We start from the raw sequence: 14939 nt of genomic DNA, 5'->3' as shown, positions 1-14939 counted from the left end.
TGGAGTGCGGGCTTCAGGGTCGCGGGTCGGGAACTGCTGCGTCCGGTCGGCTGACCTTCGGGCGGTCGCGGTCACCGGCGCGCAGGACCCGCGCGAACCCGACCAGCCCCGACGAGAGCAGGGTGACCAGGCAGAACGACACCATCAGACTGGTGGCCTGGGCGATCCCGCCGATCGCGCTCGGGGCGACGAGCCCCGACGTGTACGTGATCGTCGCGACACCCGCTATGGCCAGCGAGGGGTTGGGGCCGCTGCGTCCCGCCGCCGCGAAGCACAGCGGCACGACCACGGCGATGCCCAGACCCAGCAGCGCGAACCCGGTCATCGCCAGGGCCGGCACGTCCGAGACGACGATGAGCAGTCCGCCGAGCGTGGCGAGGATGCCGCTGAACCGGACCGTGCGTACGGCGCCATAGCGGTCCACCACCTTGTCGCCGGCGAGCCGGGCGATCGCCATGGTGAGGGTGAACCCGGTCGTGCAGGCGGCCGCGAGACCGGCCGAGGTGTCCAACTGGTCCCGCAGATACACCGCCGACCAGTCCAGGCTCGCGCCCTCCGCGAAGACCGCGCAGAACCCGACCGCGCCGATGAGCAGCGCCGACTTGGGCGGCAGCGCGAACCGGGGCGGCGGCTCCTCGTCCTCGGCGGGCTGCAGGTCGAGCACCCACCGGCAGGCCAGCACGCCGAGGAAGGTGAGGGCCGCCGCCGCGAGCGCGTGGTGCAGCCGGGCGTCCGAGCCCAGGTGGGCCGCGAGCGTGCCGGCCGCCGAGCCGATCAGGGCGCCGGCGCTCCACATCCCGTGCAGCCCGGACATGATCGACCGGTCCAGCCGGTTCTCGACCTCGACGCCGAGGGCGTTCATCGCCACGTCCGCCATGCCCGCCGTGGCGCCGTAGACGAACAGGGCGAGGCAGAGGGTCAGCAGGTTGGGGGCGAGTGCGGGCAGGACGAGCGCGAGTGTCCACAGGGCGATCAGTCCGCGCAGGGCGTTGCGGGCGCCGAACCGGTGGCTGATGCTGCCCGCCAGCGGCATCGCCACGGACGCGCCGAGCGCGGGGAAGGCGAGCGCGAGCCCGAGTTGGCCCGCGCTGACGCCGGCATGGTCCTGGATCCACGGCACCCGCGTCGCGAAGGAGCCGGTGACGGCACCGTGCACGGCGAAGACGGCCGCCACGGCGTACCGGGCGCGCCGCAGCTCGCGCGGGTCGTAGACCACCTCACTCATTGTCCGGCCCCTCCCGTTCCTCGCTTGCCGAGCTTCTCGTCCGAGCCGCGCGTAAACTATCAGGAACCCTGCCTGATAGATAGAGTGCCTCCACGGCCACCCGCCGCCGTACCTCCGGCCGCCCCCGCCGCCCAATCCCGCCGATCTGGAAGGATCCCGGCATGCCCGCATCCCCGAGCACCGCCCGGGCCATCAACGACCGGCTCGCCCTACGACTGCTGCAGCAGGAGGGCCCGTTGACGGCAGCGCAGTTGAAGCAGCTGACCGGTCTGTCCCGGCCGACCGTCGCCGACCTCGTCGAACGCCTCACGGGCGCCGGCCTGATCGAGGTGGTCGGGGAGGCGGGGGAGCAGCGGCGCGGGCCCAACGCCAAGCTGTACGGCATCGTCGCCGGCCGAGCCCATCTGGCGGCGCTGGACGTCCGTACCGAGGGCGTCTCGGTGGTGGTGTCCGACCTGGTCGGGGCCGTGCTCGCCGAGGCGTCGGTACCGATCCGCGGCGACACGGGGACCGGGCCCGCCGTGGAGCAGGCGGTGGCGCTGGTGGAGCGGGTCGTGAAGGAGGCGGGGGCGGACCGGCTCCACACGGTGGGCATCGGCGCGCCCGGTCTGATCGACCCCGCGACCGGCGAACTGCGGGACTCCTCGGGCCTGCCCGCATGGCACCGCCGACTGGTGGCGGCCCTGCAGGAACGGCTCCCCGAGGCCCGCGTCAACGTCGAGAACGAGACCAACCTGGCCGCCCTCGCGGAACAGCGCGACGGGGTCGCCCGCGACCGGGACACCTTCGTGCTCCTGTGGCTGGGCCACGGCACGGGCGCGGCCGTGGTCCTCGACGGTGCCCTGCGCCGCGGGGCCTCCGGCGGCACCGGGGAGATCGGGTTCCTGCCGGTGCCGGGGACGACGGGACTGCCGTCGGCGGTGGACTGCGAGGGCGGGTTCCACTCGCTGGCGGGGTCGGCGGCGATCGTGGAACTGGCGGCGGCGTACGGGCTGACCGCCGAGGACGTCACCGTGCACGAGCCGCCGGCCGCCGGCGTGGTCAGGGACGCGGTGGCGCTGGTCGCGGCGGGTGGCGACGGGACGGCGGACGGGTGTGCGGGCGCGGAGCGGGGAGGGGCCGCGGACGGGGATGGGCGTGGGCAGCGGGCAGGGTCGGTGGACGGGGATGCGCGCACGTCGCGGGTAGGGGCGCCGGACGCATCCACCGCGTCCCGCATGTCCCGCATGTCCCGCACGGCCGGCACGGCCGGCACCACACCGTCGCCCGGTCCGCTCGACGCCCCGGCGTCCGCCTCCCGCTTCCTTGACGCCCTGGCCGACCGCCTCGCCATCGGCGTCGCCTCCGTCGTCGCCGTCCTCGACCCGGGCTGCGTGGTCCTCGGCGGCGAGGTCGGGCGGGCAGGCGGGGAGGAACTCGCCCGGCGGGTGGAGGAGCGGACCCGGCGGATGTCGCCGCTGGCGACCGTGGTGCGGGCCGGCGGCCTGGGCGGCGGCGCCGTCCTGCGCGGGGCGCTGCTCACGGCGCGGGACGCCGCACAGGACGAGCTGTTCACGCCGCCGGATCGATGAGCTGCGGAGTGCTGGGACGCTGTGCCGTCGGATCGCGGTGCGACCGGACCAGCCGACCGCCGACCCACCGACCCACCGCCCCCGCCGTACGCGAGAACCCGACGGCACCGACGTGCCGCGGATCGCCGTCAGGCGTCGCGCCCACCCCCGACGAGCCGCGCCAGATGCTCCTCGAACGTCACCTTGCCCACCGCGAGCCCCGGCGTCAGATGGCCACCCGAGCGGAAACCCCGGTACGCCTTCCCCCACAGCGGCACGCTCACCACGAGCCGCCTGCGGCCCGTCGCCTTCAGGTAGGCGCGGGCCAGCGAGTCGAGGGTCCGCACCTCGGGGCCGCCCATGTCCCCGACCCGCCCGGCCGGGGCTCCCGGAGCCAGTTCGGCGAGCCGGTCCGCGACCTCGGCCACCTCGACCGGCTGGTCCTTCACCCGGGCCGGCAGCAGCATGACGGGCGGCTTGGACACGATCCCGAACACCCTCACCAGCAAGTCGTGGAACTGCGTCGCCCGGAGCACCGTCCAGCCCAGCCCCGACTCCTCGACCAGCCGCTCCACGGCGAGCTTGCTCCGGTAGTAGCCGAACGGCACCCGGTCGACGCCGACGATCGAGATGTACACCAGGTGCCGTACTCCGGCCTTCCGTGCCGCCGCGATCAGATGCGCGGCAGCCTCCTCGTCACCGCCGCCCGGCGAGCTCGCGCAGTGCACGATCGTGTCCACACCCGCAACCGCCGCATCCAGCCCGGAACCGCCCTTGCGCAGGTCGACGGCGTACGGCTGGGCATGCCGGCTGAGCACCCGCACCTCGTTCCCGTCCGCCCGCAGCCGCTCGGTGACGAGCCGGCCGAGTGTTCCGGTGCCGCCGGTCACCAGGATCGTGGTCATGTCGCTTCAGCCCCTTCGGACGCCGGGCGCCCCCGGACGGGGCGCCCTCGTCAGCTGGGACGAGTACCCGGTGCGGAAATGTGACAGACGGTCCTGCGTCGCTGCGGGCCGGAACCTGCGGCGGCGGGAGTTGGGGGACCCGGCGGCGGGCAAGGGCCGTCGTCACCGCCACCGGGCCGTCTGCGTGCCCTCCGCTCCCCACGGGAAGAGGCCGCGGAGAGTGAGGGGGTTCCGCACCGTCGTCAGTTGCGCCGACCCTAGAGAGGACTAGACCATAGCGTCAATAGGTATGGACCAATCTCAAGCCCGCTGCCCGGCGCGGAAGTTGGGCCGTCGAGACGGGGTGCGCAAGGTCTGCGGCGCGGCCTGTGAGGCAGCCCACAGTATTCACCCGCATGGATGCCGATCAGGCGTGGCACACTGGCCCTGTACCAGAAGCAGCGCACTCCGGGGTCGGTGAAAGTCCGAACCGGCGGTTACAGTCCGCGACCCGGTCGCCTCCAGCGGCCGGTTGACCAGGTGAAATTCCTGGACCGACGGTTAAAGTCCGGATGGGAGGCAGTGCGCGGCGGGCGGGCATTCATGCGCGCCGCCGTACCGGTTCGTCCATGAGGCGAGCCCTGTCCGGCGTCGCCCCCGGTGTCCCTGCTCGTACATTCTGTCGTCATCGACAGGCCCCGGAGTCCGTGCCCGAATGAGGCAGGAGGACCCGGGAAGTGTTCACCGGAATCGTCGAAGAGCTGGGCGAGATCACCGCCGTCGAGACCCTCGACGACGCCTGTCGCTTTCGAGTGCGTGGCCCCGTCGTGACCGACGGCGCGAAGCACGGCGACTCCATCGCGGTCAACGGCGTCTGCCTCACGGTCGTCGACCACGAGGGCGACGAGTTCACCGCCGACGTCATGGCCGAGACCCTCGACCGCTCCAGCCTCGGCGTCCTGGCCGTAGGCTCCCGCGTCAACCTCGAACGCCCCACCGCCGTCGGCGCACGCCTCGGCGGGCACATCGTGCAGGGCCATGTCGACGGCACCGGCGAGGTGTTGGAGCGCAAGCCCTCCGACAACTGGGAGATCGTGAAGATCTCGCTCCCCGCGGACCTCTCCCGGTACGTCGTCGAGAAGGGTTCCATCACCGTCGACGGCATCAGCCTCACCGTCGTCGACGCCGGGCCCGACTTCTTCACCGTCAGCCTGATCCCGACCACCCTCGCCCTGACCACGCTCGGCCAGAAGCAGCCCGGCGACCCGGTCAACCTCGAGGTCGACGTCATCGCCAAGTACGTCGAGCGGATGCTGGGCGACCGGGCCGACTCCGAAGGGGCGACGGCCCGGTGAACTCGCTGAACTCCGAGGCCTTCACCCTCTTCGGCCAGCACATCCTCTGGTCCGACATGGTCGGCAACCTCTTCGGCCTCGCCGCCCTCGCCCTCGGCTGGCGGCGCTCCATATGGACCTGGCCCGTCCAGTTCCTGGCCGGCCTGATCCTCTTCGGCGCCTTCTTCGGACATCTCACCGGCAGCGCGGGCAAGCAGGCGGTCGTCATGCTCGTCGCCCTGTACGGGTGGTGGCAGTGGCAGCGCGGCAAGGGTCAGGCCGAGGACGGGCACATCGCCGTACGGTTCGCCACCTGGCGCGAGCGCGCGGCCATGGTCGCGGCGGCAGCCGCCGGCACCGTCGCGGTGGCGCTGCTCTTCAAGGCGTACCCCACCCTGTCCTGGGACCCCTGGCCCGACGCCTACATATTCGTCGGCACCATCGTCGCCATGTACGCCCAGGCGCGCGGCATGGTCGAGTTCTGGTTCGCCTGGCTGCTCGTCGACCTGGTCGGCGTCCCCCTCAACTTCGCCAACGGCTACGCCTTCTCCGGCTTCGTCTACGTCATCTACGGCGCACTCGTCCTGTGGGGCATGCGCGACTGGTGGCTGCGCTCCCGCAACGACGCGCGGCCCGTCCTGGAAGGAGCGCCGGCATGACCGCCCACCCGTCTCCCACCACCACCCCGAACGAGGCGCTCCGCGCCACCCCTTCGATCCCACCGATCCTGTACCCCACCCAAGGCCCCGAGGACCTCACGCTCGACCCGGTCGAGCAGGCCATCGCCGACATCGCCGCGGGCCGCCCGATCGTGGTCGTCGACGACGAGGACCGGGAGAACGAGGGCGACCTCGTCATCGCCGCCGAGAAGGTCACCCCCGAGATCGTCGCCTTCATGATGAGCGAGTGCCGCGGCCTGATCTGCGCCCCCATGGAGGGCGAGGAGCTGGACCGGCTTGGGCTGCAGCAGATGGTCGACGACAACACCGAGTCGATGAAGACCGCGTTCACCGTCTCCGTGGACGCCTCCGCCGAGCACGGCGTGACCACGGGCATCTCGGCCTCCGACCGCGCGACCACGCTCCAGCTCCTCGCGAGCGGCAAGGCCGAGCCGTCCGACCTCGTCCGCCCCGGCCACATCTTCCCGCTGCGCGCCCGGCCCGGCGGCGTCCTCGTCCGCAACGGCCACACCGAGGCAGCCGTCGACCTGGCCCGGCTCGCGGGGCTGCGCCCGGCCGGCGCCATCGTCGAGATCGCCGGCGCGGACGGCGAGATGCTGCGGCTGCCCCAGCTGATCCCGTTCGCACGCAAGCACGGCCTGACGATCATCTCCATCGAGGACCTCATCGCCCACCTCCGCGGCACCGAGTCGCCGGAGCAGGCCGCACCACCGGCCGAGCACGAGCCGGTCTTCACCGAGCCCACCGTCGAACCCACCGTCCGCCGCGAGGCCGAGGTCCATCTGCCCACCGCCCACGGCACCTTCACGGCGTACGGCTACCGCTCCACCGTCGACGGCGTCGAGCACGTCGCCCTCGTCCACGGCGAGCTCGGCGACGGCGAGGACGTGGTCGCCCGCGTCCACTCCGAGTGCCTCACCGGCGACGTCTTCCACTCCCTGCGCTGCGACTGCGGCCCCCAGCTGGAGGCGGCCCTGGAGCGCATCCGCGCCGAGGGCCGGGGAGTCGTCGTCTACCTGCGCGGACACGAGGGCCGGGGCATCGGCCTGATGTCCAAGCTGCGTGCGTACGAACTCCAGGAACGCGGCCGTGACACCCTCGACGCCAACCTCGAACTCGGCCTGCCCGCCGACGCCCGCGACTACGGCGCCGGCGCACAGATACTGGCGGACCTGGGCGTGCGCAGCGTGCGCCTGCTGACCAACAACCCCGACAAGTCCGACGCCCTGCTCGCGCACGGCATAAAGGTCACCGAGCGGGAGCCGATGCCCGTACAGGCGGGCGAGCACAACCTCCGGTACCTGCGCACCAAGCGCGACCGGATGGGCCACGACCTGCCCTGGCTGGACCCGGCCCCCGAGGCCGCCCTGTCCACCTGCACCAACCAGTAAGAGCACACCGAGGAGACGCAAGAACGTGAGCGGCAAGGGCGCACCGGAGCTGTCCGTACGCAATGTGGGCGACCTGAGGGTCGCGGTCATCGCGGCGCAGTGGCACGAGAAGGTGATGGACGGTCTGGTGGACGGCGCGCTGCGCGCCCTGCACGACCTGGGGATCGACGAGCCGACCCTGCTGCGGGTCCCCGGCAGCTGGGAACTCCCGGTGGTCGCCAAGGTCCTCGCGGGGCGCGGCTACGACGCGATCGTGGCGCTCGGCGTGGTCATCCGCGGCGGCACCCCCCATTTCGAGTACGTCTGCCAGGGCGTCACCCAGGGCCTGACCCAGGTCTCGGTCGAGACCGGCGTCCCCGTCGGCTTCGGCGTGCTGACCTGCGACACCGAGGAGCAGGCCCTGGACCGGGCGGGCATCGAGGGCTCCAACGAGGACAAGGGGCACGAGGCGGTGACGGCGGCCGTGGCGACGGCGGCGACCCTCCGCTCAGTATCTGAACCATGGCGCTGACGAATCCCGTATGTGGCATAGGCTGAGCGTCACCATGTCCAAGAAGACGTTCGAGGAGCTCTTCACCGAGCTCCAGCACAAGGCCGCACACGGCGACCCCGCCACTTCCCGCACCGCCGAACTGGTCGGCAAGGGCGTCCACGCCATCGGCAAGAAGGTCGTCGAAGAAGCCGCCGAGGTCTGGATGGCCGCCGAGTACGAGGGCAAGGAAGCGGCCGCCGAGGAGATCTCGCAGCTGCTGTACCACGTCCAGGTGATGATGGTCGCCCGCGGGATCTCCCTCGACGACGTCTACGCCCACCTCTGAGCACCCAGCAACCGCACACCCGTAAGAGCGAACGAAGGAAGCCGACCTCATGCTGCGCATCGCCGTCCCCAACAAGGGTTCACTGTCCGGCCCTGCGGCGGAGATGCTGCATGAGGCCGGCTACCAGCAGCGCCGCGAGTCCAAGGAACTGCGGATCGTCGACCCCGAGAACGACGTCGAGTTCTTCTACCTGCGCCCCCGCGACATCGCCATCTACGTCGCCTCCGGCCAGCTCGACATCGGCATCACCGGCCGCGACCTGCTGATCGACTCCGGCGCCAACGCCGAGGAGATCCTGCCGCTGGGCTTCGCCCGCTCCACCTTCCGCTTCGCCACCAAGCCCGGCATCGTCGGCCACGACCTGGCGGACCTCAACGGCAAGACGGTCGCCACCTCCTACGAGGGCATCGTCGCCAAGCACCTCGCCGACCACGGCGTCGACGCCTCCGTCGTCCACCTCGACGGCGCCGTCGAGACCGCCATCCAGCTCGGTGTCGCCCAGGTCATCGCGGACGTCGTCGAGACCGGCACCTCGCTGCGCAACGCCGGCCTGGAGGTCGTCGGCGAGCCGATCATGAAGTCCGAGGCCGTCGTCATCCGCCAGACCGGCGCGGACGGCGAGGAGCCCAAGGTGCAGCAGTTCCTGCGCCGCCTCCAGGGCGTCCTGGTCGCCCGGACGTACGTGATGATGGACTACGACTGCCGCGTCGAGCAGCTCGAGAAGGCCGTCGCGCTCACGCCGGGCCTGGAGTCCCCGACCGTCTCGCCGCTGCACAACGAGGGCTGGGTCGCCGTCCGGGCGATGGTTCCCGCCAAGGAGGCCCAGCGCATCATGGACGACCTGTACGACATCGGCGCCCGGGCCATCCTGACCACGGCCATCCACGCCTGCCGCCTCTGAACCGAGAAGCCGTACACCGATGTCCTCCGAACGACCCGTGTCCTCCGAACCGCCCACTCTGCCCGTCACATTCCGGCCGGGCCGCACCCGGGCCGTCCTGCTCACCGCCGGCAGCGCGATCTTCGTCGTCATCACGGCGATCGCGCTGCTGCTGGAGAAGCTCGGCCCCGGCGAACGCCTCAGCTTCATCCTCACCGGCGCGCTCATGTTCGGCGTGCTGGCCATGCTGGCGCGCGTCAAGGTCGTCGCCGACGAGTCCGGCGTCACCGTGGTGAACATCGCCAGCAGCCGCCGTCTGGACTGGGCCGAGATCCTTCAGGTGAACCTCCGCCCGGGTGATCCCTGGGTGTTCCTCAACCTCAGCGACGGCACCAGCCTGCCCGCGCTCGGCATCCAGCCGGGCATCGCCAAGCAGCGCGCCATCGCCGACGCGCGCGCCCTGCGGGCGCTCGCCGAGGCCCGGTCCGTCACCGAACCCGGGGACCGGCAGGGCTGACCGAGGGACGTTCACCCTGCCGTAAATCCCCATGTCTTGATTAATCTGTTGGCGGAGGCGTATCTGTGGCGCCTCCGCCACTGATGTTCCGACCGGTCTTCAGAGGTTCCTGCTACCCGAGGAGTGACTCCCTCCAGCGATGGACGGATCGTCCTGTAGTACCTGCGCCGCCCCCTCCCGACATACCGGGGCGGCCGCGTCATGACCATCCCCTTGCTGCTCCTGGCAGCTGCCTTCCTCCTGATTCTCGCCAACGGCTTCTTCGTGGCCGCCGAGTTCGGCCTGGTCACGGTCGAGGCGACGGACGCCGAGAAGGCCGCGGCCGAGGGCGACCGACGGGCCCACCGGGTCGTCGAGTCGCTCAGGGAGCTGTCCTTCCAGCTCTCCGGCACCCAACTCGGCATCACCATCACCTCCCTCGTCGTCGGCATGCTCGCCGAACCGGCGCTGGCGGAACTGCTGGGCGGCCCCTTCACCGCGATCGGCATCCCCGAGGGCGCGGTACCCGGTGTCGCTGTCGTCGTCGGCATGCTGCTGGCGTCGGCCGTGCAGATGGTGATCGGCGAGCTCGTGCCCAAGAACTGGGCGGTGTCCCGGCCGATGCAGGTCGCGCGCTTCGTCGCCGGCCCGCAGCACGTCTTCGCGCGTCTGTTCCGCCCGGTGATCGCCGCGCTGAACTCGGTCGCGAACCGCCTCGTGCGCGCCCTGGGCATCGAGCCCACCGAGGAGCTGGCCTCCGCCCGCACCCCCGACGAACTCGTCTCCCTGGCCCGGCACTCCGCCCAGGCCGGCGCCCTGGAGCAGGACACCGCCGACCTCTTCGTACGGACGCTGTCGCTCGCCGAACTGACCGCGCAGCACGTCATGACGCCTCGCGTGAAGGTGAGCGCCCTGCACTCGTCGGCGACCGCCGAGGACGTCGTCAACCTGACCCGGGCCACGGGTCTGTCCCGCTTCCCGGTCTACCGGGAGAAGATCGACGAAATCGTCGGCATGGTCCATCTGAAGGACGCGCTGGCGATCCGTTCGAGTGACCGGCTGCGCACCCCGGTCGGCCGCATCGCCCGCCCGGCGCTGCTCGTCCCCGAGACCCTGCCGGTCCAGCCGCTCCTCGCCCAGCTGCGCAGCGAGCAGCCCATCGCGGTCGTCGTCGACGAGTACGGCGGCACGGCGGGAGTCGTCACCCTGGAGGACATCGTCGAGGAGATCGTCGGCGAGGTCCGCGACGAACACGACGGCCAGGACCTGCCCGAACTCGCCGCCGCACCGCCGGAGGAGGGCCGGCCCGCCTGGGACGCCGACGGCAGCTGCCGGGTCGACATCCTCCAGCGCATAGGGCTCGACGTGCCCGAGGGGCCGTACGAGACCGTCGCCGGACTCGTCGCCGACCTGCTCGGGCGTATCCCGGCCGTCGGCGACAAGGCGGAGCTGCCGGGTTGGCGGCTGTCGGTGCGCCGGGTCGGCCATTACCGGGCCGAGCGGGTCCGCCTGGTGCGGACCGGTCCCGTGGTGGAGGTCGCCCGATGAGCGTCCTCCAACTCGCCTTCGCGGCGCTGCTCGTGCTCGCCAACGGCTTCTTCGTCGGCGCCGAGTTCGCCCTCGTCTCCGTCCGCCGCAGCCAGATCGAACCGCTGGGCACGGCACGCGCCCGGCAGGTGCTGTACGGACTGGAGCGGCTGCCGCAGATGATGGCGGCGGCCCAGTTCGGCATCACGCTCTGCTCGCTGACGCTGGGCGCGGTCGCCGAACCGACGGTGGCGCACCTGCTGGAGCCGGTGTTCGAGTGGATCCACCTGCCGCACGGCATGATCCACCCGCTCACCTACGTCATCGCGCTCGCCGCGGTGGTCTTCTTCCATCTGGTCATCGGCGAGATGCTGCCGAAGAACCTGGCGATGGCGGCCCCGGAGAAGGTCGCGCTGTGGCTCAGCCCCGGCCTGGTCTGGTTCGCCCGCTTCTGCAAGCCCATCACCGTGGCCCTCGGCGCCGTCGCCCAGGCCATCCTGCGGCTCTTCCGCGTCGAGCCGAAGGACGAGGTCGAGGCGGTGTTCACCAGCGAGCAGCTCAACCGGCTCGTGGAGGACTCCGGGCAGGCGGGACTGCTCGACCCGGAGGAGCAGGAACGTTTGGAGGACGCCCTGGAACTGGGCTCCCGCCCGGTGACGGACGTGCTCCTGAAACGCGAGTCCCTGGTCACCGTCAGCCCCTCGGTCACCCCCGGCCAGATCGTCGAGCTCACCGGCCGCACCGGGTACTCGCGCTTCCCGGTGGCGGCGGAGAACGGCGCCTTCATGGGCTACCTGCACGTGAAGGACGTACTCGACCTGGAGGAGTCGGAGCGGGCCGTGCCCCAGCAGCTGTGGCATCCGATGACGACCCTCCGCTCCGAGCTCCCCCTGGACGACGCCCTGACGGTGATGCGCCGCGCCGCGACGCACCTGGCCCAGGTGGCCGACACGTCCGGGAAGGTGCTGGGGCTGGTCGCGCTGGAGGACGTACTGGAGCTGCTGGTCGGCGAGGTACGGGATCCGGCGCATCGGGAGCTGCCGGAGGTGCGGGTGACGAGTCCGCGGCTGAGCAGCGGGGAGCCGGAGGGGGCGCTGGCCGGCTGACCCGGATACGGAGTCGCAGGATCCGTCACATCGCCGACGGATCCTGCGGCCCCCGCCCCGACAGCACCTCTCCATACGCCTGCATCAGATCCGGCAACCGAAGTGTCGACAAGTCGTCCCTCGTCAACGCCCCCGGATAAGTGGTCAGCCGCAGATCCCGATACGCACAGCTCTTCTCGTACAGCGTCCGCAGGAACCGCCCGTTCCCCAACTCGTCGATCCACCCCTGATCGACCACGTGCCCGGCGATCGACCGCAGCTCGTCCAGCGCCTCCTCGTCCCACACGTCCCCGTTCTCCGCGGCGAGCACCTCACCGATCGAGGTGAGTTCGAGGGGCCGGTAGGACGGGAAGTCGACGCGAGTCGTGAAGCGTGAGGAGAGGCCCGGGTTCGCCGCCAGCAGACGGTCCATGCCCTCCGGATACCCGGCCAGGATCACCACCAGGTGGTCCCGGTTGTCCTCCGCCCGCTTCAGCAGTACCTGCAGGGCCTCGTCGCCGTACGCGTCGCCCTTGCCGTAGCCGGAGTTGGAGAGGGAGTACGCCTCGTCCACGAAGAGGACACCGCCGAGCGCGGAGTCGATGAGCTCGTTGGCCTTCACGGCCGTCTGGCCCAGATACTCGCCGACCAGGTCGGCCCGCTGGGCCTCCACCAGATGGTCGCCGCCGAGCAGCCCGAGGGCGTAGAAGACCCGGCCCAGGATGCGCGCGACCGTGGTCTTGCCGGTGCCCGAGGGCCCGGAGAAGACGAAGTGCCGTTTGGGCGGCTGGACCGGCAGCCCCTGCCCGGCGCGCAGCCGCGCCATGTTCAGCTGCGCGGACAGTGCCTTGACCTGGCGTTTGACGGGTTCCAGCCCCACCATCCGCTCGAGCTCGGCGAGCGCCTCCTCGAGTAACCCGGGATCGGTGGGGCCGGCGGGCAGCGGCTGCGACGACACGGCCGTCTTCTCGCGCACCGCCGGATCGACCACCGACGGCAACGGCCCGGTCGGCGGAAGGTCGGCGTCCGGCAGCCGGAGGTCCCGTCCCTCCGTGCCGAAGAGCGGATCGAGCCCGTCGGGGCCGTCTGCCATGTCCTGGCCCACGCCGGTCAGTGTGATCGCCGCGAGGTCGGCGGGGTCGTCGTATCCGTCGCCCTCGGCGATCGCCGCGAGCCGGGCCGAAGTGTCCATGAAGGCGGGGTCGACGCGGTGCACGGCACGGTAGAGCGGTAAGGCGGCCGCGGACCGGCCCGTGCCCTCGTGCGCCCGGGCCAGCCAGTACCGCAACTCCTTGCGCTGCGGCTGCTCGCTGCGGCAGCGCATCAGCGCGGCCGACAGGAGCGGCTCGGCCTGCCCGTACATCTCCAGCCGTACCCGTGCCATGCCGCCGAACAGGCCCGCCTCGATGCCGAGCATCGGGTCGTCGAGCAGCGGGTCGGTGTGCCGTACGAGCTGTTCCCAGTCCTTGACCAGATAGGCGCGGCAGGAGTGCAGGAAGCGCACCTGGTGGTCGGCGTCCACGGGGGGCAGCCCGGCCAGTGCCCGGTCCAGTTCCGGGACGTGCCGGCCGTCCAGCCAGTGCGAGGCGTGGGCCAGCAACAGATCGCGCGGGCTCTCCAGGACCGGCTGCACCCACCAGCCCAGCCAGTACCAGGAGTTGAGCGTCCGCCGGTGCCGGGCGCGCTGTTCCCCGAAGCGGTCCCGGTGCCGGAACATCCGCAGCAGCGCGGTCGTCGTGTCGACGCGCAGCGCGTGCAGGCCGAGCCAGCCGTCGGCCATCCCGGGATCGATCCGCACCGCGGTGCGGAACTCCTCCTCCGCCTGCGGATAGGCCCCCATCGTGTAGGCATCCACACCTCGCAGCCAGGCGAGGTCGGCCGGGGCCTCGGGCCCCTGCATGCCGAAGTCCATCACGTCCCCCACAAACCGTGCCCCCGTCGGTTGACCGCCGGGCCGTCGCCCAGGGCCGCCTTTGTTCGAACCGCCGTACCACGGACCGGAGTTGCAGCGGTGCGCAGAGCAGCCGTCCGTAGGTCGCACCGAGGGCATCGTACCTGCGCGGGTATGGCCCGCCCCAGGGTGCCGCACCGGCCGTTTGACGAGGTGGGGGCCGAGCGCGTGTACCGCGTTCGGTGACCGAGGGTGAGCGAATCGCGCCTCACAGCGCGGGAGAAGAGATGTGAGGGCAGAACGAAGCCCCCGATCACGGGGGAACAACCGGGGGCTTCGCGTCTGGGGGCGACCTCGATTGGCCGCACATTCAGAACGTAAGTCCTGTACGGCCCCCGGGTCAAGCCGAGTTGGAGCACTCCGGGAAGTTGTCCCGCAAGGCTCTTCACAAGTTCAGCACATTGCCGATGGGTCGTCACCCTGAGTGAACGGCTGGTCCGGTCCAACCGTCCCGGCAGGCCCAGTAAGCACCTCATACCCCTTGCCGCACTGCCGAACCAGGAGGTCGGCGAACGGTCGGGAGGGGTCGTCGGCGAAGTGCCTCTGTTCCGCCGCGACCCACCCGTCCCAGAACTCCCGTTGCTCCTCCCCGTCCCGTGAGCGGCCCCGGGCCCAGGACTCCTCGTGCGGCATGTCCATCCACAGCAAACGGGAGAGGTAGGGACGCAGCGCACGGCGGCCGGCGCCGACACCCTCGACGACGACCACCGGTGCGGCCGGGACGGGGAGGCGAGGTCCGAAGCGGCGCGCGCGCCAGTCGTAGGGGGCGTAGTGGGCGGTCTCGCCGCGGGCGAGCGGTTCGATCACCTGGGTCAGCAGGCGTCCGGTCCACTCGAACAACTCGTCATGGCTCGCGATGTCGTCGAGGTGCAGCACCGGGGCGTCGCCCAGCGCCCGGGCCAACTGCCCGGCGAACGTGGACTTTCCGGAGCCGGCGTGCCCGTCGACGCCGATCAGTCGGACCGGGCCGCAGGACGGGGGGAGACGGCGGAGCCGGGTGGCGAGGTCGTGAATCGTTTTTCCCGGAGTTGAGCAGGGGTGGGCATATTTCGTTGGAACATTCTAGTTGAGGGGAAAGCGCGTACTGGAGCGGGATGGCCGGACGAGAACAGAAAACG

At 71.4% G+C, this 14939-nt stretch carries 14 protein-coding genes and 1 riboswitch; of the genes, 10 read left to right on the top strand and 4 right to left on the bottom strand.

Annotated elements, in window-relative coordinates:
• Window positions 1-13: 13 nt before the first annotated feature.
• A complete protein-coding gene (locus ACIBAG_RS41680) occupies window positions 14-1225 on the bottom strand; it encodes an MFS transporter (RefSeq protein ID WP_399112818.1) in 1212 nt (403 codons plus the stop codon).
• Between the two features lie 161 nt (window positions 1226-1386).
• Here ACIBAG_RS41680 and ACIBAG_RS41675 point away from each other — a divergent pair, with 161 nt between their 5' ends.
• Window positions 1387-2796: an ROK family transcriptional regulator gene (locus ACIBAG_RS41675; protein WP_399112816.1), complete on the top strand. Its 1410-nt coding sequence runs from the start codon at window positions 1387-1389 to the stop codon at window positions 2794-2796.
• A gap of 128 nt (window positions 2797-2924) precedes the next feature.
• Here ACIBAG_RS41675 and ACIBAG_RS41670 read toward each other — a convergent pair whose 3' ends face one another.
• Entirely contained in the window at window positions 2925-3680 is a 756-nt protein-coding gene (locus ACIBAG_RS41670) for an NAD(P)H-binding protein (RefSeq protein WP_399112814.1), read from the bottom strand.
• A 438-nt stretch (window positions 3681-4118) separates the two neighbouring features.
• Window positions 4119-4249: riboswitch (FMN riboswitch) on the top strand.
• A gap of 147 nt (window positions 4250-4396) precedes the next feature.
• Between ACIBAG_RS41670 and ACIBAG_RS41665 the strand changes: the two genes are divergently transcribed.
• From ACIBAG_RS41665 to ACIBAG_RS41625, 9 genes are all read left to right on the top strand, one after another.
• Window positions 4397-5014 (top strand): riboflavin synthase, encoded by a 618-nt coding sequence (locus tag ACIBAG_RS41665; protein WP_399112812.1) that lies wholly within the window; start codon window positions 4397-4399, stop codon window positions 5012-5014.
• The gene (locus tag ACIBAG_RS41660) at window positions 5011-5652 is read left to right on the top strand and encodes a nicotinamide riboside transporter PnuC (protein ID WP_399112811.1); all 642 of its coding nucleotides are present in this window, start codon (window positions 5011-5013) and stop codon (window positions 5650-5652) included. The genes ACIBAG_RS41665 and ACIBAG_RS41660 overlap by 4 nt, the downstream gene beginning before the upstream one ends.
• Window positions 5649-7064, top strand: a complete 1416-nt coding sequence (locus ACIBAG_RS41655) for a bifunctional 3,4-dihydroxy-2-butanone-4-phosphate synthase/GTP cyclohydrolase II (RefSeq protein ID WP_399112809.1) — start codon at window positions 5649-5651, stop codon at window positions 7062-7064. The genes ACIBAG_RS41660 and ACIBAG_RS41655 overlap by 4 nt, the downstream gene beginning before the upstream one ends.
• A gap of 25 nt (window positions 7065-7089) precedes the next feature.
• On the top strand, window positions 7090-7575 hold the full coding sequence (ribH, locus tag ACIBAG_RS41650; protein WP_003988915.1) for a 6,7-dimethyl-8-ribityllumazine synthase: 486 nt from the start codon (window positions 7090-7092) through the stop codon (window positions 7573-7575).
• Between the two features lie 34 nt (window positions 7576-7609).
• Window positions 7610-7882, top strand: coding sequence for a phosphoribosyl-ATP diphosphatase (locus ACIBAG_RS41645; RefSeq protein WP_007491392.1), 273 nt, complete (start codon window positions 7610-7612; stop codon window positions 7880-7882).
• Between the two features lie 49 nt (window positions 7883-7931).
• Window positions 7932-8783, top strand: coding sequence for an ATP phosphoribosyltransferase (hisG, locus tag ACIBAG_RS41640; protein WP_399112806.1), 852 nt, complete (start codon window positions 7932-7934; stop codon window positions 8781-8783).
• 19 nt (window positions 8784-8802) lie between these two features.
• Window positions 8803-9279 carry a PH domain-containing protein gene (locus tag ACIBAG_RS41635; protein ID WP_399112804.1) on the top strand — a complete coding sequence of 159 codons (477 nt, stop codon included), beginning with the start codon at window positions 8803-8805 and terminating at the stop codon, window positions 9277-9279.
• Window positions 9280-9480: 201 nt separating this feature from the next.
• Window positions 9481-10806 carry a hemolysin family protein gene (locus ACIBAG_RS41630; protein ID WP_399112802.1) on the top strand — a complete coding sequence of 442 codons (1326 nt, stop codon included), beginning with the start codon at window positions 9481-9483 and terminating at the stop codon, window positions 10804-10806.
• Complete coding sequence (locus ACIBAG_RS41625) at window positions 10803-11891, top strand: hemolysin family protein (protein ID WP_399112800.1); 1089 nt, start codon at window positions 10803-10805, stop codon at window positions 11889-11891. Before ACIBAG_RS41630 ends, ACIBAG_RS41625 begins: the two co-directional genes overlap by 4 nt.
• Window positions 11892-11916: 25 nt before the next feature.
• Here the strand turns inward: ACIBAG_RS41625 and ACIBAG_RS41620 are convergent, their stop codons facing one another.
• Together ACIBAG_RS41620 and ACIBAG_RS41615 are read right to left on the bottom strand one after the other, a co-directional pair.
• Complete coding sequence (locus ACIBAG_RS41620) at window positions 11917-13782, bottom strand: AAA family ATPase (protein WP_399112799.1); 1866 nt, start codon at window positions 13780-13782, stop codon at window positions 11917-11919.
• Between the two features lie 432 nt (window positions 13783-14214).
• Entirely contained in the window at window positions 14215-14835 is a 621-nt protein-coding gene (locus ACIBAG_RS41615) for a uridine kinase (RefSeq protein WP_399112905.1), read from the bottom strand.
• Window positions 14836-14939 lie beyond the last annotated feature (104 nt).

The sequence above is a fragment of the Streptomyces sp. NPDC051243 genome, assembly GCF_044455405.1.
In the GTDB taxonomy this organism is placed as follows: domain Bacteria; phylum Actinomycetota; class Actinomycetes; order Streptomycetales; family Streptomycetaceae; genus Streptomyces.
This window is presented reverse-complemented; position numbering and strand designations above follow the sequence as displayed.

Bases quoted from the DNA above. Each gene is read 5' to 3' on its own strand.
- ACIBAG_RS41670 (WP_399112814.1), bottom strand. From the start codon at position 3,680: ATGACCACGATCCTGGTGACCGGCGGCACCGGAACACTCGGCCGGCTC.
- ACIBAG_RS41620 (WP_399112799.1), bottom strand. From the start codon at position 13,782: ATGGACTTCGGCATGCAGGGGCCCGAGGCCCCGGCCGACCTCGCCTGG.
- ACIBAG_RS41675 (WP_399112816.1), top strand. From the start codon at position 1,387: ATGCCCGCATCCCCGAGCACCGCCCGGGCCATCAACGACCGGCTCGCC.
- hisG (WP_399112806.1), top strand. From the start codon at position 7,932: ATGCTGCGCATCGCCGTCCCCAACAAGGGTTCACTGTCCGGCCCTGCG.
- ACIBAG_RS41655 (WP_399112809.1), top strand. From the start codon at position 5,649: ATGACCGCCCACCCGTCTCCCACCACCACCCCGAACGAGGCGCTCCGC.
- ACIBAG_RS41630 (WP_399112802.1), top strand. From the start codon at position 9,481: ATGACCATCCCCTTGCTGCTCCTGGCAGCTGCCTTCCTCCTGATTCTC.
- ACIBAG_RS41635 (WP_399112804.1), top strand. From the start codon at position 8,803: ATGTCCTCCGAACGACCCGTGTCCTCCGAACCGCCCACTCTGCCCGTC.
- ACIBAG_RS41645 (WP_007491392.1), top strand. From the start codon at position 7,610: ATGTCCAAGAAGACGTTCGAGGAGCTCTTCACCGAGCTCCAGCACAAG.
- ACIBAG_RS41680 (WP_399112818.1), bottom strand. From the start codon at position 1,225: ATGAGTGAGGTGGTCTACGACCCGCGCGAGCTGCGGCGCGCCCGGTAC.
- ACIBAG_RS41625 (WP_399112800.1), top strand. From the start codon at position 10,803: ATGAGCGTCCTCCAACTCGCCTTCGCGGCGCTGCTCGTGCTCGCCAAC.